The organism is Paraburkholderia sp. RL18-085-BIA-A (assembly GCF_046027075.1).
Classification (GTDB): domain Bacteria; phylum Pseudomonadota; class Gammaproteobacteria; order Burkholderiales; family Burkholderiaceae; genus Paraburkholderia.
Window position 1 is genome coordinate 103,527 of sequence record NZ_JARESU010000013.1, and the last position, 21,727, is coordinate 125,253.

The following is a 21,727-nucleotide window of genomic DNA, read 5'->3' on the forward strand; positions in this document are numbered from 1 at the left end:
ACACGTATCATGATGCTTTCCATCCCGGCGCCCGAGCCTGCAACCGTCTTCGCTCGCACGCGCTCCGCTTACCGTTTCCTGGCATGATCGACCACCTCATCTGTGATTGCGACGGCGTTCTCGTCGACAGCGAAATCATCGCTGATCGCGTGATGCTCGAAACGCTCACCGCGACTTTTCCCGACCTCGACTTCGAGCCGGTCGTCAAAACCGCGTTCGGTCAGCAAACGTCGCGCTTTCTCGAAAGCATCGAGTCGTCCTTCGACATCAGGTTGCCCGCCGACTTTCTCGACACTATCGAACATAACGTCGAGCTGGCGCTCGCGGCATCGCTCAGCCCGATCAACGGCGTGCGCGACGCGCTGCAACGCGTAACACTGCCGGTCGCGGTCGTGTCGAACAGCCGCACGTCGCGCGTGAACGCATCGGTCCGGCGCGCGGGTTTGCAGCAGATTTTCGGCGAGCGGATTTTCAGCGCCGAACAGGTGGCGCGGCCGAAGCCCTACCCCGACGTGTATCTGTTCGCCGCGCAAACGATTGGCGTGGAGCCGTCGCGCTGCCTCGTGGTCGAAGACAGCGTCGCGGGCCTGAACGCGGCGCGCGCGGCGGGAATGAAGACGATCGCTTTCGTCGGCGCGAGCCATATTCCGGCTGGCTATGCGGACGCGCTGCGCAAGATGGGCATGACGCGCATCATGATGCACATGGATGAATTGCCCGCGCTGGTCGAAGCCGGCGTGCGCGGCGAGTTTGGCGACGTGCAGTCGTAGCGAGCGGGAGCACGCGTAGCTTCTTGCCTGTATCACAGCCCTGCGTGGTGGCGACGAAAAAAGGCCGGTTCTTCATGAACCGGCCTTTTCCATTTTGGCAGCGTGCGTCACGCCGTTCACACGGGCGACGCGCGACTTGCATCAGGCTTCGTCAGCGACGCACTCGCGCGCCTGCGCGAGCGAAGCGCGAAATTCCGCCAGTTCCGCGATCGTCAGCATCGGCAGATTGTGTTGCGCGGCGAAGCGTTCGACGTCCGCGCCGCGCGTCATCGTGCCGTCGGCGTTCATCAGTTCGCACAGCACGCCCGCCGGCTTCAGCCCGGCGAGAATCGCCAGATCGACCGTGCCTTCGGTATGGCCGCGGCGCGCCAGCACGCCGCCGGGCATCGCGCGCAAAGGGAACACGTGACCAGGGCGCACGATGTCGGCGGGCTTCGCGTTATCGGCAATCGCTGCGCGAATGGTCGTCACACGATCGAGCGCGGACACGCCGGTCGTCACGCCGTCGCGTGCTTCGATCGACACCGTGAACGCGGTGCCGTGACGGCTTTCGTTGTTGACGGCCATCGGCGGCAGTTCGAGCGCGCGGATCTTGTCGTCGGGCAGGCACAGGCAAACGATGCCGCTGCATTCGCGGATCAGCAGCGCCATGGTTTCGACGGAAAGGCGCTCGGCCGACACGATCAGATCGGCTTCGTTCTCGCGGTCGTGATCGTCTTGCAGGACCACGGCGCGGCCATCGCGCATCGCTTGCAGCGCGGCGGCGATACGCGGCGGAACGGCTTCGGTGTCGAGCAGCGGGAGATCGGCGAATGCGTCCGGCGCAAACGTCGACGAAGCAGGAAAAGTAGCAAAAGACATAGTTGAAACGCTCATCGCAAAAGTTGGGCGAAAAACGTTTCAGGGCATTGCAAACAGACAACGACGCGCCGCCGAGCGCCGCACACCGCGACGCTCGCGCACCGCCTAAACCACGGGCGGCGCCACGGAAGCGCACATGACTATCTGCACATCTTCTTCCATCCGGACTGTGACCGTCGGCTCTGGCTTTTCACCAGATCTGCTGACCCCGCTGTGGTCCCCCGATACTCGGAAGACCGCACGACGCGGGCGCTCGCGGGCTCACCGGCTCACGCTGTCGCGCTGCCGGCATACCGCCGGTGGGGAATTTCACCCCGCCCTGAAGACGCACTGATTGCCGGATAAACCGGCTGGCGAAGCATACAACAGTTGCGCAAGAGCTGCAGCGCAACCCTACTGACCCGATGGAGGCTCTGAACTGTAAGCGCCTGCTTCCGCGAAATGCAATCAAACCGGCGTGGCCGCAAGCGCCGCTTCATGTGCCACTGCACGTCCCAGCTCATGCCGCGCCTCGTGCTGCGTCGGCACGTCCCAGCGCGGTGGCGTCTCCGCCCTCAGCGTCACGCGAAACGCGCGCGCTTCGGTGTCGCCCGGGTTGCGCAGACTGTGCGGCTGATCGGCGTCGAACACGATCGCGTCGCCGGTCGCGAGCAACTGGCGCTGATCGTGCACACTGACTTCCAGCGTGCCTTCGCTGACCACCAGGTTCACCGTCGTGCCCGGCGCGCGGCGCGTGCCGGCTTCGGTATGCAATGGCGCGATGCGCAGCTCGTGGAACTCGGCGGCAGTCGGCTCGGACTCGGGATACAGAGGCCGCGCCGAATAACGCCCGTTCGCGCTGACGACGCGCGCCGAGCGCTCCGCCGGCAAATGTTCGAAACCATTGGTCGCGTGACGCCAGAGGAAAGCCGCCACCGATACCTTCAACGCCGCCGCCACCTTGCACAGCACCTTGATGGACGGCACGCTGCGCGCCGACTCGATCTGCGCCAGCATCGCCCGCGACACGCCGGACGCACGCGCCAGGGCGTCGAGCGACAGTTGCCGCTCGGCGCGCAAGCGAGCGAGGTTCACGCCGACCAGCTGTTCCAGAGCATCGAAGGGTTCGGCGGCACGCGGCGACGCGTCGGTATCGGCCGAGGGATCGCGAACCAGCGCGAGCGGGGAATGCATGATTGCCTCCAAAGCGCCGCCGGGCGGCGCGCAAGCGGTTAGTGGAAGCAAGATAGCATCGCGTCCCGTCACGCCCAACGAAGTTATCTTCACACTGTTATCAGCATTGCGGAGGACGGTTCTCGCAAAGCTTGTGCGCATTTTTCATATGAACGAGCGGGCCCACCGATTCGCGGGATCGCAGACCGTCATGCGCACATTTGCTTTGGCGTCTGCGTGGCGATTGGCGGTGCAAGGCCGGCAAACGATCACGCACACTCAAAGCCTCGCGCCGCCTGGGTGAGCGCTCGCCAAGCCGAGCGATCGCAGATTCACACCCGCTCCTGCGCGCTTACGCGCCGCGCCACCACCGTTGCCGGCGCATCCGCACGCGCCGCGAACCACGTCAGCAGCAACGCCGCCACGCTGACCGCCGCCGCGACCCACGGCAACGTATCGAGCGCATGACCGTGATTGATCACCAGTCCGCCGAGCCACGCGCCACCCGCATTGCCCACATTGAACGCGCCGATGTTCAGCGTCGACGCCAGATTCGGCGCCGCGGCCGCCTTTTCGACCACGCGCATCTGCAACGGCGGCACGGTGGCGAACGCGGCAATGCCCCACACGAAAATCGTGATCGCCGCGGCCACCGGCGAATGGCTGGTGCGCGCAAAGAGCGCCATCACCACCGCGAGCGCGGCCAGAATGCCCATCAGCGAAGGCATCAGCGCGCGGTCCGCGAGCTTGCCGCCCACCGTGTTGCCGATCGTCAGCCCCACACCAAACAGCACCAGAATCAGCGTTACGCCGCGCGGCGAGAAGCCGCTCACCTGCTCGAGAATCGGCGCGATGTAGGTGAACACGACGAACACGCCACCAAAGCCGAGCACGGTCATCATGAGCGCGGTCCAGACTTGCGGGTCCTTGAGCACGCGCACTTCATGACCGAGACCGACCGGGGCGGCATCGTGACGCTTCGGCACCAGCGCCGTGACGCCAGCGAGCGACAACACGCCGAACGCGCTGACGATCCAGAACGCCATGCGCCAGCCGAACTGCTGGCCGATGAAGGTGCCGAACGGCACGCCGAGCACGTTCGCGAGCGTCAATCCGGTGAACATCAACGCGATCGCGCTGGCGCGCTTCTCGGCCGGCACGAGCGAGGCCGCCACCACCGCGCCGATGCCGAAGAACGAACCGTGCGCGAACGAGGTCACCACTCGCGCGATCATCAGCACGGAATAGCTCGGCGCAATCGCGCACAGCGTATTGCCGACGATGAACACGCCCATCAGCAACTGCAGCGCGAGCTTGCGCGGCATCTTGCTGGTGATCACGGCGAGCAGCGGCGCGCCGACCGCGACGCCGAGCGCATAGCCGCTTACCAGCAAACCCGCCGATGGAATCGACACTGCCAGATCGTGCGCGACATCAGGCAGCAAGCCCATGATGACGAATTCGGTCGTGCCGATCGCGAATGCGCTGATCGCTAGCGCAAGTAATGGCAGGGGCATTTTTCCTCTCCAGATTTCAAAATTGAGCGTGATGCAAAGCCGTCACGAATTCGATGACCACCCCCGGCGCGAGCGCGACGAACAGTTGCTGTTCGGCGGGATGCACGCCCATTTGCGGGACTTGCGCGCTTTGATAGCCGACGCCGGCCACATCCAGGCGGTCTAACAGCGCCTGCCATTCGGCCGCGGTCTCCAGCCGGAAAGCGAGATGATCGATACGCGGCGTCGCCCGGCCGGACACGGCAGGCGCCGTCGCGGCGATCAGATGAAGCGCCGGCCGGCCGTTCAGATATAGCCAGTAGCCGTCGACCGAAAACGGCGGACGCGCGCCTTCAGTGAGTCCGGCGATGTCGACGAAGAAACGTCGGGCGGTGTCGAGACCGCCGGTGACGATCGTCGCGTGATCGAGTTGCATGACTTGCGGGTGCCGACGCTTGCGCGCGCGGCATCAGGGTTTTCGTGGGGTGGATTGTCGGGGCAATGCCTCGATTTGATAATTGGCGTAGCATTTGAAGCATTTTCAAATATCTTTTGAAGGCTGGCGATGGATAACCTCGGTGACATTCGCCTGTTCGTCGAAGCCGCGCAGCAAGGCAGCCTGTCGGCGGCGGGCCGCAAGATGGGGCTGACGCCGGCCGCCGCGAGCGCGCGCCTCGCCAAACTCGAAGCCGGGCTGAAGGCGCGCCTGTTCGAGCGCACCACGCGCCAGTTGCGGCTCACCGACGAAGGCCGCCTCTACCTGAACTGCTGCCGCCAGGCGCTGCAATCGCTCGACGACGCCGAAGCCGCGCTGCAAGCCGGCCAAGGCGTGGTGCGCGGGAAGGTGCGAATTTCCGCAACCTCCGACTTCGGCCGCAACCTGCTGATGCACTGGCTCGACGAATTCAACGCGCTCTACCCGGAAGTGAAGTTCGCGCTCACGCTGTCGGATTCGCTGTCGAATCTCGTGCAGGAGGACATCGACCTCGCGATCCGTTTCGGCGTGCCGCCCGACAGCTCGCTGGTCGCCCGCAAGCTGGCGCCGAACCGGCGTGTGCTGTGCGCGTCGCCCGACTACATCGCGCGCAAGGGCGAGCCGAAGGACCCGCAGGATCTGGCCAATTTCGATTGCATCGTGCTGGGCACCGCGTCCGGGCCGGCCAACGAGTGGCGCTTCACGCGCGGCGATGAAGTGCAGAACTACACCGTGCCGCTCGACTCCGCCCGCGAGACCAACGACGGCGCGGTCGCCCGCGAATGGGCGCTGCGCGGCTACGGGATCGCGATCAAGTCGATGTGGGACGTGGAAGCGGATCTGCGCGCCGACGGTCTGAAGATCCTGCTGCCGGAGTGGCGCTATCCGGATGCGCCGTTGCACGCGCTCTATCACCGCAACCGCTTCATGGCGCCGCGCGTGCGCGTGTTGCTGGATTTCCTGAGCGAGCGCTTCGCACAGGTGTCGGGCGAACTGGAAAGCCTGCTGGGCTTGCCGCCGGAGCGGCCGCGCGGCGGCGCGGACGTCGAAACCCGCATTCCGTGAAGGGCTATAATGTTGCGTTACGCTGCAGACGTGCATCGCGGATCGAGCAGGCGGAACGCAAATGGGCCTCAGCAGGCCCGAAGCGCCAGGCTCGAAGCGGCCCAAGCGCCGCCCGACGGCCTTGTCCAGCGCTGCCCGCACGTCCGGCCCCCTTCACCTTTTTAAACGACGCCCCCAGATCAACCACTGCGACCGGCGAAATTCGATGACCAAGAAAGTTTATGTAAAGACCTTTGGCTGCCAGATGAACGAGTACGACTCCGACAAGATGGTCGACGTACTCGGCGCGGCTGAAGGGCTCGTCAAGACCGACACGCCGGAAGACGCCGACGTGATTCTGTTCAACACCTGCTCGGTGCGCGAAAAAGCCCAGGAAAAAGTCTTCTCCGACCTCGGCCGCGTGCGCGAGCTGAAGGAAGCAAATCCTAATCTGATCATCGGCGTGGGCGGCTGCGTGGCGAGCCAGGAAGGCGCGTCGATTGTGGCGCGTGCGCCGTATGTGGACCTGGTGTTCGGTCCGCAAACGCTGCACCGTCTGCCGCAGATGATCGACAGGCGCCGCGAAAGCGGCCGCGCGCAAGTCGACATCTCGTTCCCCGAAATCGAAAAGTTCGATCACCTGCCGCCAGCGCGTGTCGAAGGCCCGAGCGCGTTCGTGTCCATCATGGAAGGCTGCAGCAAGTACTGCAGCTACTGCGTCGTGCCGTACACGCGCGGCGAGGAAGTGTCGCGGCCGCTCGACGACGTGCTGACCGAAATCGCCGGCCTCGCCGACCAGGGCGTGCGCGAGGTCACGCTGCTCGGCCAGAACGTCAACGCATACCGTGGCGGCATGACGCTCGGCTCGTCGGAGATCGCCGACTTCGCGACGCTGATCGAATACGTCGCCGACATTCCGGGCATCGAACGGATTCGCTACACCACCTCGCATCCGAAGGAATTCACGCAGCGCCTGATCGACACCTACGCGAAGGTGCCGAAGCTCGTCAGTCACCTGCATCTGCCGGTGCAGCACGGCTCCGACCGCATCCTGATGGCGATGAAGCGCGGCTACACGGTGCTCGAATACAAGTCCGTGATCCGCAAGCTGCGCGCGATCCGCCCGGACCTGTCGCTGTCCACCGACATGATCGTCGGCTTCCCTGGCGAGACCGAAGAAGACTTCGACAAGATGATGGCGCTCGTGCACGAGATGAAGTACGACACCAGCTTCTCGTTCATCTACAGTCCGCGTCCCGGCACGCCGGCCGCGAATCTGCACGACGACACGCCGCGCGAAGTGAAGCTCAAGCGTCTGCAGCACTTGCAGGCAACCATCGAGGAAAACGTGCAGCGCATCAGCGATTCGATGGTCAGAAAGATCGAGCGCATTCTGGTCGAGCGCCCGGCGCGCAAAAACCCGAATGAACTCGCGGGCCGCACCGAGAACAACCGCGTGGTGAATTTCCCGGCGCCGATCGCGTCGCACGCGCGGCTGATCGGCCAGATGGTCGACGTGAAGATCGTCCATGCGTACCCGCATTCGCTGCGTGGCGAACTCGTGCTGGTGCACGACGACTCGCGCCCCGAAGGAAGTGTCCTTGGGGCGGCCACTACCACCCACTAAGCCACCCCGACTCGCGACGCTAACCCTCGCATCCAAACCGACAGGATCGATCCACCGCCTTGAAGACCACTCAGCAGCATCTGGAATTCACCGCACCGCGCGACGACAACACGCGGCTCGCCAACCTCTGCGGACCGCTCGACGAAAATCTGCGGCAGATCGAGCAGGCGCTCGACGTGACCTTGCAGCGCCGCGCTCACCGCATCACGATCCGCGGGCGCGGCGCGAAACTCGCGCTCACCGCGCTCGAGAACTTCTACAACAACGCGCGCGACCCGCTGTCAGTCGACGACATCCAGCTCGCGCTCGTCGAAGTGCGGCAACCGGCGCGCCATCGGCCGAACGGCAATGGCGACGAAGCCGGCGACCGGCGTTTCCACGGCAATCCGGATCATCCGTTCGATGAGCCCGCCGACGCCGCCGACGCCAATGATGACGACCTCGCGGAACTCGGCCCGAAGCTCTACACGCGGCGCGCGGATCTGCGCGGCCGCACGCCGGCGCAGCGCGAGTATCTGAAACAGATCGTCTCGCACGACGTGACCTTCGGCGTAGGTCCGGCCGGCACCGGCAAGACCTATCTCGCGGTGGCCTGCGCGGTGGACGCGCTGGAGCGCGACCAGGTCAAGCGCATCGTACTGACGCGGCCCGCGGTCGAAGCGGGCGAGCGTCTCGGCTTCCTGCCGGGCGATCTGGCGCAGAAGGTCGATCCGTATCTCCGCCCGCTGTACGACGCGCTGTACGACCTGCTCGGCTTCGACAAGACCGCCAAGATGTTCGAGCGGCAGATGATCGAAATCGCGCCGCTCGCCTACATGCGCGGCCGCACGCTGAACCACGCGTTCATCATCCTCGACGAGGCGCAGAACACCACGCCCGAACAGATGAAGATGTTCCTCACGCGGATCGGCTTCGGCTCGAAGGCGGTCGTCACCGGCGACACGACCCAGGTCGACTTGCCGCGCGGCCACAAGAGCGGGCTGATCGAAGCGCAACAGGTGCTGTCGGAGGTGCGCGGCATTGCGCTCACGCGCTTCACCAGCGCGGACGTGGTGCGCCATCCGCTGGTCGCGCGAATTGTGGAGGCGTACGATGCGCATTCGCAGAAAACCGCCAGTCCGGCGGATTCGCGCTGATCGCGCTGCTTCGCGTCCACTGACCCTGCCGCCGCCTTCCACGCGGCGGATGCAACGCCACAAACCGCATGAGCCGTGCCCCGAAACTGACGTTGAATCTGCAATTCCCCGCTGCCAAGGCCTGGCCAGAACACAAGGCGCTGCTGCCGCGCGCCACGGTGGCCGGCTGGATCAAGGCGGCGCTATTCGCGGACGGCGAACTCACTGTGCGGTTCGTCGATGCCGAAGAAGGCCGCACGCTGAACCGCACCTATCGCGGCAAGGACTACTCGACCAACGTGCTGACCTTCGCCTATGCCGAGTCAGAAGACGATCCGGTGACGGGCGATCTGATCCTGTGCTGCCCGGTGGTCGAAAAAGAAGCCGCCGAGCAAGGTAAGCCGCTCATCGCGCACTACGCGCATCTGCTGGTGCACGGCACGCTGCACGCGCAAGGCTACGATCACGAAGTCGAAGAAGAAGCCGAGGAAATGGAAGCGCTCGAAACCGAAATCCTCGGCAAGCTCGGGTTTCCCGATCCGTATCAATAGGCGCCGGTCGCCGCCGCGCCGCTTATCCGCCACCCACGTTCATCCTCATTCGAACCGACACCGTGAGCACCTCGTCCCCTGAAGCCGACACCCGCACGCCCTGCCCGGATTACCCGCCGGTGCTCGGCGAGTCGCGGCTTCTGACTGATGAGGAATTGCGCGCGTCGCTCGAATGCACGTTGCGGGACTGGGACCGCAAGAGCGACCTCTGGCTGTTCGGCTATGGCTCGCTAATATGGAACCCCGGCCTGCCGACGGTCGAAGCGGCTCGCTCGAAGGTGCACGGCTATCATCGCGGGCTATATCTGTGGTCGCGCGTGAATCGCGGCACGCCGGAGCAGCCGGGCCTCGTGCTCGCGCTCGATCGCGGCGGCTCGTGCACCGGCATCGCGTTCCGGCTCGCAGCCGTTGGCTCGATGCCGCATCTCGAAGCGCTCTGGCGGCGCGAAATGGCGATGGGCTCGTACCGTCCGGCATGGCTGCCATGCGTGCTCGCCGACGGCCGGCGCGTCGACGCGCTGGCGTTCGTGATGCGCCGCGACGTGCCGAGCTATACCGGCAAGCTGAGCGACGAGGTCGTCAAGACGGTGTTCGGCTGCGCGTGCGGCCGCTACGGCACCACGCTCGATTACGTGAGCCGCACCGTGCACGCGCTGCGCGAAGGCGGGATGCCCGACCGCGCGCTCGAAGCGCTGCTGGAACGTTGCAAAGAGGAAGGCCGCGAGCGTGATGCGGCTCAGCAAGCTGAACAGGTCTCCGGGCACCGGTCGGGGCAATGAACGCAAGCCAGCGCGCCTGATGGGTTCGATGTGCCCAATGACCGGTTAGCCGCCGGCCGCGCTGATCATTTTTCGCAAGCCGCACGGTGGAACCGCCGCCACTCACAGCCCGCAAAGCGCCACGCAGACACCGGCCATTGCCCCCACACTCAACATTTTTTGCTCAAAAACGCTTTTCCGCACGCAATCAGTTAGGATTGACCTACGCTCCGCCGCTCGCGAAGGAGCCGCTTCACCCCGCATCACCCATCGCCCGGCCCGGCGGGACACGGTCCTGCCATGCGCCTGGTGTATCCTTAATGCTCTGTAACAGCGCGCCCAGTCTTGCCGGGCGCACTACCATGAACGACACGTATCCCAGTCGACGCCCAACCGACAAACCGCAGGAAAAGCGCTCGCTCCTCGAGCGTCTGACCGACTTCATTTCGCCCGAGCCCGACTCGCGCGCCGAACTTCTGGAAATTCTGCAGGACGCGCACGAACGCAACCTGATCGACGCCGACTCGCTGTCGATGATCGAAGGCGTGTTCCAGGTGTCCGAACTCAGCGCGCGCGACATCATGGTGCCGCGTGCGCAAATGGACGCGATCAATATCGCGGACAATCCCGCCGAATTCATCCCCTACGTGCTGGAAAAAGCGCACTCGCGCTATCCGGTGTACGAAGGCAATCGCGACAACATCATCGGCGTGCTGCTCGCCAAAGACCTGCTGCGCTACTACGCTGAAGAAGAGTTCGACGTGCGCGGCATGCTGCGCCCCGCCGTGTTCATCCCCGAGTCGAAGCGCCTGAACGTGCTGCTGCATGACTTCCGCGTGAATCGCAATCACCTCGCGGTGGTGGTCGACGAATACGGCGGCGTGGCCGGCCTGATCACGATCGAGGACGTGCTGGAGCAGATCGTCGGCGACATCGAGGACGAATATGATTTCGACGAAGAAAGCGGCAACATCATCGCGTCGCCCGACGGGCGCTTTCGCGTGCGCGCGCTGACCGAGATCGAGCAGTTCAACGAGACGTTCGGCACGCACTACTCAGACGAAGAAGTCGACACGATCGGCGGGCTCGTCACGCATCATTTCGGGCGGGTGCCGCATCGCGGTGAAAAGGTCCGCCTCGACGATCTGACCTTCGAAATTCTGCGCGGCGACGCCCGCCAGATCCACATGCTGCTGGTGCGCCGCGATCCGCTAGCCGGCCAGCGCGAGCGCGACGTGCAGCACGTGCAAACCTGAGCCGCGCGGTTTTCCGGCTCGCTCACCCGCTTCTTCAACTACTCACGCCGACCGCGCAACAATGGCCGACCCGATGACTTCCCGTTCGCGCCCCGGCGTGAGCGCTCCCGCTGCCGCCGCCGACGAACCGCGCGGCCGCACGCTGCCTCGCTGGCATTACCTCGTCGCGCTGGCCGCGGGCGCGGCCAACACGCTGTCGTTCGCGCCGACGCCGCACGGCGGCTGGCTGCAACTCGCGATCTTCGTGTTCTTCTTCGCGTGGCTCACGCGCACCACCGGCTGGAAAAGCGCCGCGCTGACGGGCGGTGCGTTCGGCTTCGGTAACTTCGTAACCGGCGTGTGGTGGCTGTACGTCAGCATGCATGACTACGGCGGCATGGCTGCGCCGCTCGCGGGCGCGGCGGTCGCGCTGTTCTCGCTGTATCTGGCGCTCTATCCGGCGCTGGCCGCGGCAATCTGGTCGTTCTGCGCCGGCCACGCGCGCAACGGCGCGACCGACGCCTCCCCCCCGTTTTCGCCGACCTGGCATGGCTCGCTGGCTTTCGCCAGCGCCTGGGCGATCGGCGAATGGTTGCGCGGCACCGTGTTCACCGGCTTTCCGTGGCTTGCGAGCGGTTATGCGCAATTGGATGGTCCGTTCGCCGGGTTCGCGCCGGTGGTGGGCGTATATGGCGTCGGCTGGATGCTGGCGCTGGTGGCCGCGCTGATCGTGCAGGCGCTGCTGGCGTGGGGGCCGCTGCGGGCTTCGCGCGAGCCGCGCGGCGTGGCGAATGCCGGCGCCGGCCGCAACGACGACGGCACAGACAACGACAACCGCGCGCCGCGCAGCCTGGCGCGCAGCATCGTGCCGGGTGGCGTCGCGCTGGCGCTGATCGCGGCCGGCCTGCTACTACCGCTCGTCCAATGGACTTTGCCGGCTAACGCGCCGCTGACGGTGCGTCTGCTGCAAGGCAACGTCAAACAGGAGATGAAATTCGAGGAAGCCGGCATGCGCGCCGCCATCGACCAGTATCAGCAGATGATCACCTCGAAACCGGCCGACCTGATCGTCACGCCGGAAACCGCGATTCCCGTGCTCGCGCAACAATTGCCCGCGCCGTTCGCGGCGACGGTGCGCGAATTCTCCGACTCGACCGGCAGCGCGATCCTGTTCGGCGCGATCGGCGGCACGATCACGCCGGAAGGCCAGGTCATCGACTATACGAACAGCCTGTTCGGCATCACGCCCGGCTCGCACGACGTGTACCGCTACGACAAGCATCACCTCGTGCCGTTCGGCGAATTCGTGCCGTGGGGCTTCCGCTGGTTCGTCAATCTGATGAATATCCCGCTAGGCGACTTCTTCCGCGGCGCGCCGGTGCAGAAGCCGTTCATGGTCCACAACCAGCCGGTCGCGGTGAACATCTGCTACGAAGACATCTTCGGCGAAGAGATTGCACGGACCATTCGCGAGAGCAGCACGCCGGCCGGCGTGCTGGTCAACTCGACCAACCTCGCCTGGTTCGGCGACACGATCGCGCTCGATCAGCATCTGCAGATCGCGCGTATGCGCTCGCTGGAAACCGGCCGCCCGATGCTGCGCGCGACCAACACCGGCATGACCTCCGCGATCGATGCCAACGGCCGGGTGATCGGGCGCCTGACGCCGTACACGGTCGGCTCGCTCGACGTGAAGGTGCAAGGTACGTCAGGCAACACGCCGTATGTGACGAGCGGCAACAACACGGTGCTGGCGGTGTCGGTGCTGCTGCTGGCGTTCGGCTTCGCGTTCGGGCCCAGGATCACGCGGCGTCGCAACGGCAAGCAATGAGGCGCGCTGAGTTGCGATAACCCGGGATAAGCCGCACGCGTGCCGCTCATGCATCCGTTCCCGCACGCTGTTCCTGCATCGAGCGGCGCGGCGACGCCGGGTACGAAATGCGCCCGCATAAAAAATGCGCCTGACGAACAGGCGCATTTTCAACTCAAACACTCGCTTGCATTCGAGCTTTCAGGAGCTTGGATGCTCCCCTTCGTCCCCCTTGCCCCGATCGAGCGCGTCGCTCAGTTCGCCGGCACGGTGTCGACGAACGACTGGCGCAGCGAAAGCTTCTGGAAATGCTTGTCCAGGTTCGGATGCGATTCGCGCCAGTTCAACTGGGGCATACGGAAGTCGAGATAGCCCAGCGCGCAACCCACTGCGATGTCCGCGAGCGTGTAGTGATTGCCCGCGCACCACGGCTTGCTGCCCAGTCCCTGCGCCATCGCGATCAGACCTTCGTCGATCTTGCGCTGCTGCCGCGCGACCCACGCGTCCACGCGCTGCTCCTCCGTGCGCTGCGTGCCTTCGAGGCGAATCAGCACCGCCGCGTCCAGCACGCCGTCGGCGAGCGCTTCCCAGCAACGCACCTCGACGCGTTCGCGGCCCGACTGCGGAATCAGCTTGCCGACCGGCGACAGCGTATCCACGTATTCGCAGATCACCCGCGAGTCGAACACGGCTTCGCCATCTTCCATCACGAGGCACGGCACCTTGCCGAGCGGATTGAAGGTGTGAATCCGGGTGTCCGGTGCCCAGACGTTCTCGGGCACCAGTTCGTAGTCGATCTTCTTGTCGGCCAGCACGATTCGCGCTTTACGCACGAAGGGGCTGCCGAGCGAACCGATGAGTTTCATCATGACCATCTGCCTTTAACTGAATCCGGCGAAAGTATAAGTGCTAGGAGGTCTTCACGAGCATGGCGCCGTCCGTTCGCAAGCGGCACAGAGCCTTGCTGTGGACGGATTGCAACATGCCCGCAGCCGTCTTGCCACCTGTCGTTGCGCAAAATGACTCCGCGCATTGGGCGCTACAATCGCACGATGAACCAGCCGACCGAACCCACCATCGCCATCGACGTCTACCGCACGCGCCGCGAGCGCGTACTCGCCGCGCTGCGCGCCGCGGGCGGCGGCGTTGCCATCGTCCCCACCGCGCCGGAAGCGCTGCGCAATCGCGACGCCGACTACCCGTACCGGCACGACAGCTACTTCTATTATCTGACCGGCTTCACCGAGCCCGAAGCGCTGCTGGTGCTCGACGCAAGCGCCGCACCCGGCGAGCCGGCGTCAGTGCTGTTCTGCCGCGAGAAGAACGTCGAACGCGAAACGTGGGAAGGCTTCCGTTTCGGCCCGGACGGCGCGCGCGCGGCGTTCGGTTTCGACTCCGCGTTCGCGATCGGCGAAATCGACACGCAACTGCCGCGGCTGATCGCCGACAAACCGGCGCTGCATTATGCGCTCGGCACGTCGGCACAACTGGACAAACAGGTGCGCGGCTGGCTCGACGCGGTGCGCGCGCAAGGACGCGGCGGCATCGTTGCGCCGGCCGCCGCGCGCGATCTGCTGCCGCTGCTCGACGAGATGCGGCTTATCAAGGACGACCACGAACTCGCGATCATGCGCCGGGCGGGGCAGATTTCCGCCGCCGCCCATCGCCGCGCGATGGCCGCGTGCCGCCCCGGCGTGCGCGAGTATGAACTCGAAGCCGAACTGCTCTATACGTTCCGCAAATTCGGCGCGCAGGCACCGGCTTATACGTCGATCGTCGCGGCGGGCGCGAATGCCTGCGTGCTGCACTACCCGGCCGGCAACGCGATTGCCCAGGACGGCGACCTGATCCTGATCGACGCGGCCTGCGAACTCCACGGCTACGCGTCGGACATCACCCGCACCTTCCCGGCGAGCGGCCGCTTCACGCCGGCGCAGCGCGAGCTGTACGACATCGTGCTGGCCGCGCAGCAGGCCGCCGTCGACGCCACCCGCGCCGGCGCCACCTTCGACGATCCGCACCAGGCCGCGCTGCGTGTGCTGTCGCAAGGCCTGCTCGACACCGGCATCATCGAACGCACGAAGTTCGCGTCGGTCGACGACGTGCTCGCCGAGCGCGTCTACGCGCCGTTCTACATGCACCGCACCGGCCACTGGCTCGGCATGGACGTGCACGATTGCGGCGACTACCGCGAGCGCGCCGCGCCGCGCGACGAAGCGGGCGCATTGCCGTGGCGCACGCTGCGCGCGTCGATGACGCTGACCATCGAACCCGGCCTGTACATCCGGCCGGCCGAAGGCGTGCCCGAGCGCTACTGGAACATCGGCATCCGCATCGAGGACGACGCGATCGTCACGCCGACCGGCTGCGAGCTGATGACGCGCGACGTGCCGGTGGCCGCCGACGAGATCGAGGCGCTGATGCAGGAAGCCCGCGCGGCCCATGAAACGAGGAAGTAATCCGCAATGAACGACGCTTCTCCGTCGACGGTGATTCTGAAGCCCGCCGCGACCGATCATTCCTTCGACTTCGACGTGACGATCGTCGGCGCCGGTCCGGTCGGGCTCGCGCTCGCCGGCTGGCTGGCGCGGCGCAGCGTGACGCACGCGCTGAAGATCGCGCTGATCGACGCGCGCGAGCCGGAAGATTCGATCGCCGATCCGCGCGCGATCGCCGTATCGCACGGCAGTCGGATGATCCTGGAGCCGCTGCGCTGGCCCGCCGACGCCACCGCGATCCAGCGCATCCACGTGTCGCAGCGCGGCCACTTCGGCCGCACGCTGATCGATCACAGCGAGCATGGCTTACCGGCGCTCGGTTACGTGCTGCGGTACGGCTCGATCGTGCACGGTCTCGCCGAGGCGGTGCGCGCGACCTCCATCCACTGGTTCCGCTCCACATCCGCCGCCGCGCCGGTTCAGGAACTCGACGGCGTGACGTTGCCGATCGAAACCGCGGGCGTCACGCGCAAATTGCGCACACGGATTCTGGTGAATGCGGAAGGCGGACTGTTCGGCGATCTGAAAGCACGCAAGGGCGCGACCATTAGCGTCGACAAGGACGTGGAAGCCGCCGGCAAAAGCCCGGCCGATGGCGCGGCCGGGAGCCAGGCCGGCAAAGGCACGCGCGACTACGGGCAAACCGCGCTGGTCGGCACAGTAACCGTGTCCGCGCCACAGCCGCACGTGGCGTGGGAGCGCTTCACATCGGAAGGTCCGATCGCGTTGCTGCCGATGGGTGGCGTGCGCGGTGCCGAGTACGCGCTGGTCTGGTGCTGCGCGCCCGACGAAGCCGCACGCCGCGCGCAACTCCCCGACGACGCGTTCCTGCGCGAACTCGGCGCCGCGTTCGGCGACCGCATGGGCCGCTTCACGCAAATCAAAGGGCGCGCGTCGTTCCCGTTGGGACTGAACACGGTCGAGACGCTGGTGAACGGCCACGTCGTCGCGATCGGCAACGCGGCGCAGACGCTGCATCCAGTCGCGGGGCAGGGCCTCAATCTCGGCTTGCGCGATGCGCACGCGCTCGCCGACGCATTGTCGGCGGAAGGCCCGACGCCGCTCGCCCTCGCGACCTTCGCGCAACGCCGCGCGCTCGACCGGCGCATGACGATCGGCGCCACCGACATCCTCGCGCGCCTGTTCACGGTCGACTTCGCGCCGCTCGCGATCATGCGCGGCCTCGCGCTCACCGCGCTCGAGTTCGCGCCGCCGGTGAAAACCGCGCTGGCACGCCAGATGATGTTCGGACAGCGCCGCTAGGCGCGCCGTCAGCCCGCGCGCCGCGGATTTTTCGAGCAGCCCGCGCAAGGCCGCCGGCTCTATGAACCGGCGCACTTTCATAGAAGATTTAACGGGTTACGACACGCACATGGCGGATGTCGGTTACCTGTTAACGCTAAAATAGCGGTTTTCCCTCGCATTTCGCGGTGCTTCGATTGTCAATTTTCGAGACAGTCCCTGGCGCACGCGTCGTCCATGTCATGCCCACTCTTGGCTCCCACAATCTGCGTAACAACCTGTTCGTCGCCCCGATGGCCGGCGTGACCGACCGGCCGTTCCGCCAGCTGTGCAAACGGCTGGGCGCGGGCTATGCGGTGTCCGAAATGGTCGCCTCGAACGCGCAGCTGTGGAAAAGCGAAAAGACCATGCGCCGCGCCAATCACGCGGGCGAAGTCGAGCCAATCGCCGTGCAGATCGCCGGCGCCGATCCGGCGATGATGGCCGAAGCGGCCCGCTACAACGTGGCGAACGGCGCGCAGATCATCGACATCAACATGGGCTGCCCGGCCAAGAAGGTGTGCAACGTGGCCGCGGGTTCCGCTCTGCTGCAGAACGAACCGCTGGTGCAGCGCATCGTCGAGGCGGTGGTGGACGCGGTGGGCGTCGGGCCCGACGCGGTGCCCGTCACGCTGAAAATCCGCACCGGCTGGGACCGCGACAACAAGAATGCGTTGAGCGTCGCGCATCTGGCCGAGGCCGCCGGCATTTCGATGCTGACCGTGCATGGCCGCACGCGCGCCGACCTGTACCACGGCGACGCCGAATACGAGACGATCGCCGCAGTGAAGGCGTCGGTGCGCATTCCGGTAGTGGCCAACGGCGACATCACGTCGCCGCAAAAAGCGCGCGAGGTGCTGGCCGCCACCGGCGCCGACGCGATCATGATCGGCCGCGCCGCGCAGGGACGCCCGTGGTTGTTCCGCGAGATCGAGTATTTCCTGCAAACGGGCGAGTTGCTGCCGCCGCCGCGCATCGACGAAATCCAGCAGGTGATGAACGAGCATCTCGAAGATCACTACGCGTTCTACGGCGAATTTACAGGTGTGCGCACTGCGCGCAAGCACATCGGCTGGTACACTCGCGGCCTTTCTGGCGCCAACGTGTTCCGGCATCGCATGAATACGCTGGACACCACGCGCGAACAACTCCTCGCCGTCAACGAGTTCTTTGACGCACAAAAGGCGTTCTCCGACCGCCTCGTCTACGTCGACGAAACGCCCGACAGCAAGGGCGAGGACCCTACCGACCGACTAGCAGCATGAGCAAGAACAATATCGAACAATCTGTCCGCGACAGCTTGGGGATGTACTTCCAGGATCTCGACGGCTCCAATCCGCACGATGTCTACGACATGGTGATCTCGTGCGTGGAAAAACCCCTGCTCGAGGTGGTGCTCGAGCAGGCCGGCGGCAATCAGTCGCTGGCCGCCGAGTACCTCGGCATCAACCGCAATACGCTGCGCAAGAAGCTGCAACAGCACGGTTTGTTGTAGCTTTTTGTAGTTTCTTCGCGCCCCGCCACGTTTCTCTTCGGCTTTTCGTCTTCATCATGATCAAGCAAGCGCTCATCTCCGTTTCCGACAAGTCGGGCATCGTCGACTTCGCGAAGTCGCTGTCCGACCTCGGCATCAAGATCCTGTCGACCGGCGGCACCGCGAAACTGCTCGCGGACGCGGGCCTCTCCGTCACCGAAGTCGCCGACTACACGGGCTTCCCGGAAATGCTGGACGGGCGCGTGAAAACGCTGCATCCGAAGGTCCACGGCGGCATCCTCGCGCGCCGCGACCTGCCGGAACACATGGCGGCGCTTGAGAAGCACGACATTCCGACCATCGACCTGCTGGTCGTGAACCTGTACCCGTTCGTGCAGACCGTGTCGAAGGAAGAGTGCTCGCTGGAAGACGCGATCGAGAACATCGACATCGGCGGCCCGACCATGCTGCGCTCGGCCGCGAAGAATCACCGCGACGTGACGGTCGTGGTTGACCCGGCGGATTACGCGCTGGTGCTCGAAGAAATGCGCGCGAACAGCAACGCGGTGTCGTACAAGACGAACTTCCGCCTTGCGACCAAGGTGTTCGCGCACACCGCGCAGTACGACGGCGCGATCACGAACTATTTGACGAGCCTGACCGACGAGCTGCAACACGCGTCGCGCAACGCTTATCCGGCAACCTTCAATCTGGCGTTCAATAAGGTGCAGGACCTGCGCTATGGCGAGAACCCGCATCAGAGCGCCGCGTTCTACCGCGACCTGAGCGTGCCGGCCGGCGCACTGGCGAACTACAACCAGTTGCAGGGCAAGGAACTGTCGTACAACAACATCGCGGACTCCGACGCGGCGTGGGAATGCGTGAAGACCTTCGACGTGCCGGCCTGCGTGATCGTCAAGCACGCGAATCCGTGCGGCGTGGCAATCGGCGCGGATGCGCACGAGGCGTACTCGAAGGCGTTCCAGACCGACCCGACCTCGGCGTTCGGCGGCATCATCGCGTTCAACCGCGAAGTGGACGAAGCGGCAGCGCAAGCCGTGGCCAAGCAGTTCGTCGAAGTGCTGATCGCGCCGTCGTTCAGCGCGGCAGCGCGCCAGGTGTTCGCGGCAAAGCAGAACGTGCGTCTGCTGGAAATCGCGCTGGGCGAAGGCCATAACGCGTTCGATCTGAAGCGCGTCGGCGGCGGCCTGCTAGTGCAATCGCTCGATTCGAAGAACGTCCAGCCGCACGAATTGCGCGTGGTGACCAAGCGTCATCCGACGCCGAAGGAAATGGACGATCTGCTGTTCGCATGGCGCGTCGCGAAGTACGTGAAGTCGAACGCGATCGTATTCTGCGCGAACGGCATGACGCTCGGCGTCGGCGCCGGCCAGATGAGCCGCGTGGACTCGGCGCGCATCGCCAGCATCAAGGCGCAGAACGCCGGTTTGACGCTGACGGGTTCGGCAGTGGCGTCGGACGCGTTCTTCCCGTTTCGCGACGGCCTCGACGTGGTCGTCGCAGCAGGCGCGAGCTGCGTGATTCAGCCGGGCGGCTCGATGCGCGACGACGAAGTGGTCAATGCAGCCGACGAGCACAACATTGCGATGGTGTTGACTGGCGTGCGTCATTTCCGGCATTGAGGCGGGGGTTGATTGGCGGCGCTTGTTGCCTCGGCGGAAGCCGCTGAATGAGCGCTGAGCTTCAGATAAACGGCCTGGTGGAATTTCCGCCCGGCCGTTTTCTTTTTCGGACTGCGCCTGGCGGCACGCTCCTTTGCGGTATCGCTGCTTCGTCGCGGCGTTGTCCGGCCTGCGCCAGCGTTTGCGCACACTCTTCGCGCTCCGCTCAATCGTCCGGCTCTTTTCTCGCATAGCCGTTCTTCACCTCCGGATGCTGGCTGATATACGTGCCAAGCCCCTGTCCGCGCCGCGCGAGGCGCTTCAACACGGCTAGGGGTCGGGCGCCGACACTCGCCTCTGTGTACCAATACACGACGCCCGGCCTGAAGCGGACCTTGACGAAATCGTCGCCGAGTTCATAGGCGTCGACGCCCGAGTCGCCGCTGAGATTCCGAGAGCGCTCCATCTGCGTTTGCCTCCTCGCAAAGCCTCCAGCAGCTTTTATTCCGTCGATCCAGCCGTCTGCCGGCCGCCATCGGGTGTGCGTGTTGTAGTATCGCAGGCACCTGGTTTTTACCGCAGTCGCGGCACCTCATGAGAATTCTCGGCATCGACCCCGGCCTGCGCGTCACCGGCTTCGGCGTGATCGACCAAAGCGGCCACACGCTCAGCTACGTCGCGAGCGGCGTCATCAAAACCGCCGACGCCGATCTGCCGTCGCGGCTCGGCACCATCTTCGAAGGCATCTCGACGCTGATCCGCCAGCATTCGCCGGATCAGTCGGCGATCGAAAAAGTATTCGTCAACGTCAATCCGCAATCCACGCTGCTGCTCGGCCAGGCGCGTGGCGCGGCGATCTGCGGGCTGGTGGCGGGCGGCGTGCCGGTCGCCGAATACACCGCGCTGCAATTGAAGCAGAGCGTGGTGGGCTACGGCCGCGCGACCAAAGAACAGATGCAGCAGATGGTGGTGCGGCTGCTCAATCTGTCCGGCGTACCCAGCACCGACGCCGCCGACGCGCTCGGCATGGCGATCTGCCACGCGCACGGCGGTTCGACGTTGAGCACCCTCGGCGGCATCGCGCCTTCGCTGGCGAAGAAGGGGCTGCGGGTGAGGCGCGGGCGTCTGGTGGGATAGTGCGGCAGTCGGCCGCTTTCGTGTTCCACAGCACGGCACGGTTCACGGTTCACGCGTCGCGAGCAACAACGGTTTGCGGCTTGCGCCCCGGCGATCAAAACCGGCTTACGCCACATGCCTGGCGTCCAGCAACAGCCTGCGGCTCGCGTCTCACGCTCACACGCCTACGCCCCTCGCCCGCCGCGTTCAACTCCGGCTGGCCAGCGCGAGACGGCATGCCAGGCCGGCAAACACCGTCCCCAGCAAATACTGCGGCACCCGCGACGGCCGGCGCCCCGACGACAGCTTGCGGCTCAACTTGCTCGCCATCAGAATCACCGCGCCGTTCACGCAAAAACCGATCAGGTTCAGCACCGTTGCCAGCACCATGATCTGCAACGCGACGGAACCCGCTTCGGGCCGCACGAATTGTGGAAACAACGCGAGCACGAACAGCGCAACCTTCGGATTCAGCAGATTGGTGAAGAGGCCCTGGCGAAAAATGCGGCCGACCGGGTAACGGCTCATCGACGCATTCGGCGTCAGCACCGTGCCTTGCGTGCGGACCGTTTTCCACGCGAGATACAGCAGATACGCAGCGCCCGCGAAACGCACGGCGTCATATGCCATCGGCACTGCCAGGAAAAGTTGCGACAGACCGAACGCCGCTGCCAACGCGTGACAGTACGTGCCGACCAGAATGCCGGCCAACGACGCGAACCCTGCCGAACGTCCTTGGCTCACGCTGCGCGAGGCAATCAACAACATGTCGGGTCCGGGCGTGGCGGTCAACGCGAGACACGCGCCTGCGAATAGCGCGAGAGTGGTCAGGCTCAGCATGG

General features: G+C 65.3%; 21 protein-coding genes and 1 riboswitch. Of the genes, 14 read left to right on the top strand and 7 right to left on the bottom strand.

Going from position 1 to position 21,727, the window contains the following annotated elements:
* Positions 1 to 83 precede the first annotated feature (83 nt).
* Complete coding sequence (locus P0D89_RS12205; protein ID WP_408356001.1) at positions 84 to 770, top strand: HAD family hydrolase; 687 nt, start codon at positions 84 to 86, stop codon at positions 768 to 770.
* 141 nt (positions 771 to 911) lie between these two features.
* Here the strand turns inward: P0D89_RS12205 and ribB are convergent, their stop codons facing one another.
* The 4 genes from ribB to P0D89_RS12225 form a co-directional block, all read right to left on the bottom strand.
* Entirely contained in the window at positions 912 to 1,631 is a 720-nt protein-coding gene (gene ribB, locus P0D89_RS12210) for a 3,4-dihydroxy-2-butanone-4-phosphate synthase (protein ID WP_408355999.1), read from the bottom strand.
* Positions 1,632 to 1,777: 146 nt separating this feature from the next.
* Positions 1,778 to 1,962, bottom strand: a riboswitch (FMN riboswitch).
* Between the two features lie 116 nt (positions 1,963 to 2,078).
* The gene (locus tag P0D89_RS12215; RefSeq protein ID WP_408376625.1) at positions 2,079 to 2,804 is read right to left on the bottom strand and encodes a helix-turn-helix domain-containing protein; all 726 of its coding nucleotides are present in this window, start codon (positions 2,802 to 2,804) and stop codon (positions 2,079 to 2,081) included.
* 311 nt (positions 2,805 to 3,115) lie between these two features.
* The gene (locus P0D89_RS12220; protein WP_408355995.1) at positions 3,116 to 4,300 is read right to left on the bottom strand and encodes an MFS transporter; all 1,185 of its coding nucleotides are present in this window, start codon (positions 4,298 to 4,300) and stop codon (positions 3,116 to 3,118) included.
* 16 nt (positions 4,301 to 4,316) lie between these two features.
* Positions 4,317 to 4,715 carry a VOC family protein gene (locus tag P0D89_RS12225; protein WP_408355993.1) on the bottom strand — a complete coding sequence of 133 codons (399 nt, stop codon included), beginning with the start codon at positions 4,713 to 4,715 and terminating at the stop codon, positions 4,317 to 4,319.
* A gap of 129 nt (positions 4,716 to 4,844) precedes the next feature.
* On the opposite strand from P0D89_RS12225, the gene P0D89_RS12230 reads away from it, so the two are divergent.
* The 7 genes from P0D89_RS12230 to lnt all read left to right on the top strand — a co-directional run bounded on the left by P0D89_RS12230 (position 4,845) and on the right by lnt (position 12,915).
* Complete coding sequence (locus tag P0D89_RS12230) at positions 4,845 to 5,819, top strand: LysR family transcriptional regulator (RefSeq protein ID WP_408355991.1); 975 nt, start codon at positions 4,845 to 4,847, stop codon at positions 5,817 to 5,819.
* Positions 5,820 to 6,024: 205 nt separating this feature from the next.
* Positions 6,025 to 7,425: a tRNA (N6-isopentenyl adenosine(37)-C2)-methylthiotransferase MiaB gene (gene miaB / locus P0D89_RS12235; protein ID WP_408355989.1), complete on the top strand. Its 1,401-nt coding sequence runs from the start codon at positions 6,025 to 6,027 to the stop codon at positions 7,423 to 7,425.
* Between the two features lie 59 nt (positions 7,426 to 7,484).
* Positions 7,485 to 8,561 (top strand): PhoH family protein, encoded by a 1,077-nt coding sequence (locus P0D89_RS12240; RefSeq protein WP_408355987.1) that lies wholly within the window; start codon positions 7,485 to 7,487, stop codon positions 8,559 to 8,561.
* A 68-nt stretch (positions 8,562 to 8,629) separates the two neighbouring features.
* Positions 8,630 to 9,091: an rRNA maturation RNase YbeY gene (gene ybeY / locus P0D89_RS12245; RefSeq protein ID WP_327627597.1), complete on the top strand. Its 462-nt coding sequence runs from the start codon at positions 8,630 to 8,632 to the stop codon at positions 9,089 to 9,091.
* 62 nt (positions 9,092 to 9,153) lie between these two features.
* Positions 9,154 to 9,870, top strand: coding sequence for a gamma-glutamylcyclotransferase (locus tag P0D89_RS12250; RefSeq protein ID WP_408355984.1), 717 nt, complete (start codon positions 9,154 to 9,156; stop codon positions 9,868 to 9,870).
* A gap of 341 nt (positions 9,871 to 10,211) precedes the next feature.
* The gene (locus tag P0D89_RS12255; protein ID WP_408355982.1) at positions 10,212 to 11,105 is read left to right on the top strand and encodes a CorC family transporter; all 894 of its coding nucleotides are present in this window, start codon (positions 10,212 to 10,214) and stop codon (positions 11,103 to 11,105) included.
* Positions 11,106 to 11,166: 61 nt separating this feature from the next.
* Positions 11,167 to 12,915, top strand: a complete 1,749-nt coding sequence (gene lnt / locus P0D89_RS12260; RefSeq protein WP_408376626.1) for an apolipoprotein N-acyltransferase — start codon at positions 11,167 to 11,169, stop codon at positions 12,913 to 12,915.
* A 233-nt stretch (positions 12,916 to 13,148) separates the two neighbouring features.
* On the opposite strand, the gene P0D89_RS12265 is transcribed toward lnt, so the two are convergent.
* Positions 13,149 to 13,763, bottom strand: coding sequence for a glutathione S-transferase C-terminal domain-containing protein (locus P0D89_RS12265; RefSeq protein WP_408355978.1), 615 nt, complete (start codon positions 13,761 to 13,763; stop codon positions 13,149 to 13,151).
* Between the two features lie 183 nt (positions 13,764 to 13,946).
* On the opposite strand from P0D89_RS12265, the gene P0D89_RS12270 reads away from it, so the two are divergent.
* The 5 genes from P0D89_RS12270 (at position 13,947) to purH (ending at position 19,790) form a co-directional block, all read left to right on the top strand.
* Positions 13,947 to 15,353 carry an aminopeptidase P N-terminal domain-containing protein gene (locus P0D89_RS12270; RefSeq protein ID WP_408355976.1) on the top strand — a complete coding sequence of 469 codons (1,407 nt, stop codon included), beginning with the start codon at positions 13,947 to 13,949 and terminating at the stop codon, positions 15,351 to 15,353.
* 6 nt (positions 15,354 to 15,359) lie between these two features.
* Positions 15,360 to 16,655, top strand: a complete 1,296-nt coding sequence (locus P0D89_RS12275) for a UbiH/UbiF/VisC/COQ6 family ubiquinone biosynthesis hydroxylase (RefSeq protein ID WP_408355974.1) — start codon at positions 15,360 to 15,362, stop codon at positions 16,653 to 16,655.
* A 221-nt stretch (positions 16,656 to 16,876) separates the two neighbouring features.
* The gene (dusB, locus tag P0D89_RS12280) at positions 16,877 to 17,938 is read left to right on the top strand and encodes a tRNA dihydrouridine synthase DusB (protein ID WP_408355972.1); all 1,062 of its coding nucleotides are present in this window, start codon (positions 16,877 to 16,879) and stop codon (positions 17,936 to 17,938) included.
* Positions 17,935 to 18,168: a Fis family transcriptional regulator gene (locus tag P0D89_RS12285; RefSeq protein ID WP_007180440.1), complete on the top strand. Its 234-nt coding sequence runs from the start codon at positions 17,935 to 17,937 to the stop codon at positions 18,166 to 18,168. Before dusB ends, P0D89_RS12285 begins: the two co-directional genes overlap by 4 nt.
* Positions 18,169 to 18,224: 56 nt before the next feature.
* The gene (purH, locus tag P0D89_RS12290; RefSeq protein WP_408376627.1) at positions 18,225 to 19,790 is read left to right on the top strand and encodes a bifunctional phosphoribosylaminoimidazolecarboxamide formyltransferase/IMP cyclohydrolase; all 1,566 of its coding nucleotides are present in this window, start codon (positions 18,225 to 18,227) and stop codon (positions 19,788 to 19,790) included.
* Positions 19,791 to 19,995: 205 nt separating this feature from the next.
* On the opposite strand, the gene P0D89_RS12295 is transcribed toward purH, so the two are convergent.
* Positions 19,996 to 20,235 (bottom strand): hypothetical protein, encoded by a 240-nt coding sequence (locus tag P0D89_RS12295; RefSeq protein WP_408355968.1) that lies wholly within the window; start codon positions 20,233 to 20,235, stop codon positions 19,996 to 19,998.
* Between the two features lie 128 nt (positions 20,236 to 20,363).
* On the opposite strand from P0D89_RS12295, the gene ruvC reads away from it, so the two are divergent.
* Positions 20,364 to 20,906 carry a crossover junction endodeoxyribonuclease RuvC gene (ruvC, locus tag P0D89_RS12300; protein WP_408355966.1) on the top strand — a complete coding sequence of 181 codons (543 nt, stop codon included), beginning with the start codon at positions 20,364 to 20,366 and terminating at the stop codon, positions 20,904 to 20,906.
* Positions 20,907 to 21,092: 186 nt separating this feature from the next.
* On the opposite strand, the gene P0D89_RS12305 is transcribed toward ruvC, so the two are convergent.
* Entirely contained in the window at positions 21,093 to 21,725 is a 633-nt protein-coding gene (locus P0D89_RS12305) for a LysE family translocator (protein ID WP_408355964.1), read from the bottom strand.
* Positions 21,726 to 21,727 lie beyond the last annotated feature (2 nt).

Coding starts and splice junctions, on each gene's coding strand:
- P0D89_RS12205 (WP_408356001.1), top strand. CDS start 84: ATGATCGACCACCTCATCTGTGATTGCGACGGCGTTCTCGTCGACAGC.
- ribB (WP_408355999.1), bottom strand. CDS start 1,631: ATGTCTTTTGCTACTTTTCCTGCTTCGTCGACGTTTGCGCCGGACGCA.
- P0D89_RS12215 (WP_408376625.1), bottom strand. CDS start 2,804: ATGCATTCCCCGCTCGCGCTGGTTCGCGATCCCTCGGCCGATACCGAC.
- P0D89_RS12220 (WP_408355995.1), bottom strand. CDS start 4,300: ATGCCCCTGCCATTACTTGCGCTAGCGATCAGCGCATTCGCGATCGGC.
- P0D89_RS12225 (WP_408355993.1), bottom strand. CDS start 4,715: ATGCAACTCGATCACGCGACGATCGTCACCGGCGGTCTCGACACCGCC.
- P0D89_RS12230 (WP_408355991.1), top strand. CDS start 4,845: ATGGATAACCTCGGTGACATTCGCCTGTTCGTCGAAGCCGCGCAGCAA.
- miaB (WP_408355989.1), top strand. CDS start 6,025: ATGACCAAGAAAGTTTATGTAAAGACCTTTGGCTGCCAGATGAACGAG.
- ybeY (WP_327627597.1), top strand. CDS start 8,630: ATGAGCCGTGCCCCGAAACTGACGTTGAATCTGCAATTCCCCGCTGCC.
- P0D89_RS12255 (WP_408355982.1), top strand. CDS start 10,212: ATGAACGACACGTATCCCAGTCGACGCCCAACCGACAAACCGCAGGAA.
- lnt (WP_408376626.1), top strand. CDS start 11,167: ATGGCCGACCCGATGACTTCCCGTTCGCGCCCCGGCGTGAGCGCTCCC.
- P0D89_RS12265 (WP_408355978.1), bottom strand. CDS start 13,763: ATGATGAAACTCATCGGTTCGCTCGGCAGCCCCTTCGTGCGTAAAGCG.
- P0D89_RS12270 (WP_408355976.1), top strand. CDS start 13,947: ATGAACCAGCCGACCGAACCCACCATCGCCATCGACGTCTACCGCACG.
- P0D89_RS12275 (WP_408355974.1), top strand. CDS start 15,360: ATGAACGACGCTTCTCCGTCGACGGTGATTCTGAAGCCCGCCGCGACC.
- dusB (WP_408355972.1), top strand. CDS start 16,877: ATGCCCACTCTTGGCTCCCACAATCTGCGTAACAACCTGTTCGTCGCC.
- P0D89_RS12285 (WP_007180440.1), top strand. CDS start 17,935: ATGAGCAAGAACAATATCGAACAATCTGTCCGCGACAGCTTGGGGATG.
- purH (WP_408376627.1), top strand. CDS start 18,225: ATGATCAAGCAAGCGCTCATCTCCGTTTCCGACAAGTCGGGCATCGTC.
- P0D89_RS12295 (WP_408355968.1), bottom strand. CDS start 20,235: ATGGAGCGCTCTCGGAATCTCAGCGGCGACTCGGGCGTCGACGCCTAT.
- ruvC (WP_408355966.1), top strand. CDS start 20,364: ATGAGAATTCTCGGCATCGACCCCGGCCTGCGCGTCACCGGCTTCGGC.
- P0D89_RS12305 (WP_408355964.1), bottom strand. CDS start 21,725: ATGCTGAGCCTGACCACTCTCGCGCTATTCGCAGGCGCGTGTCTCGCG.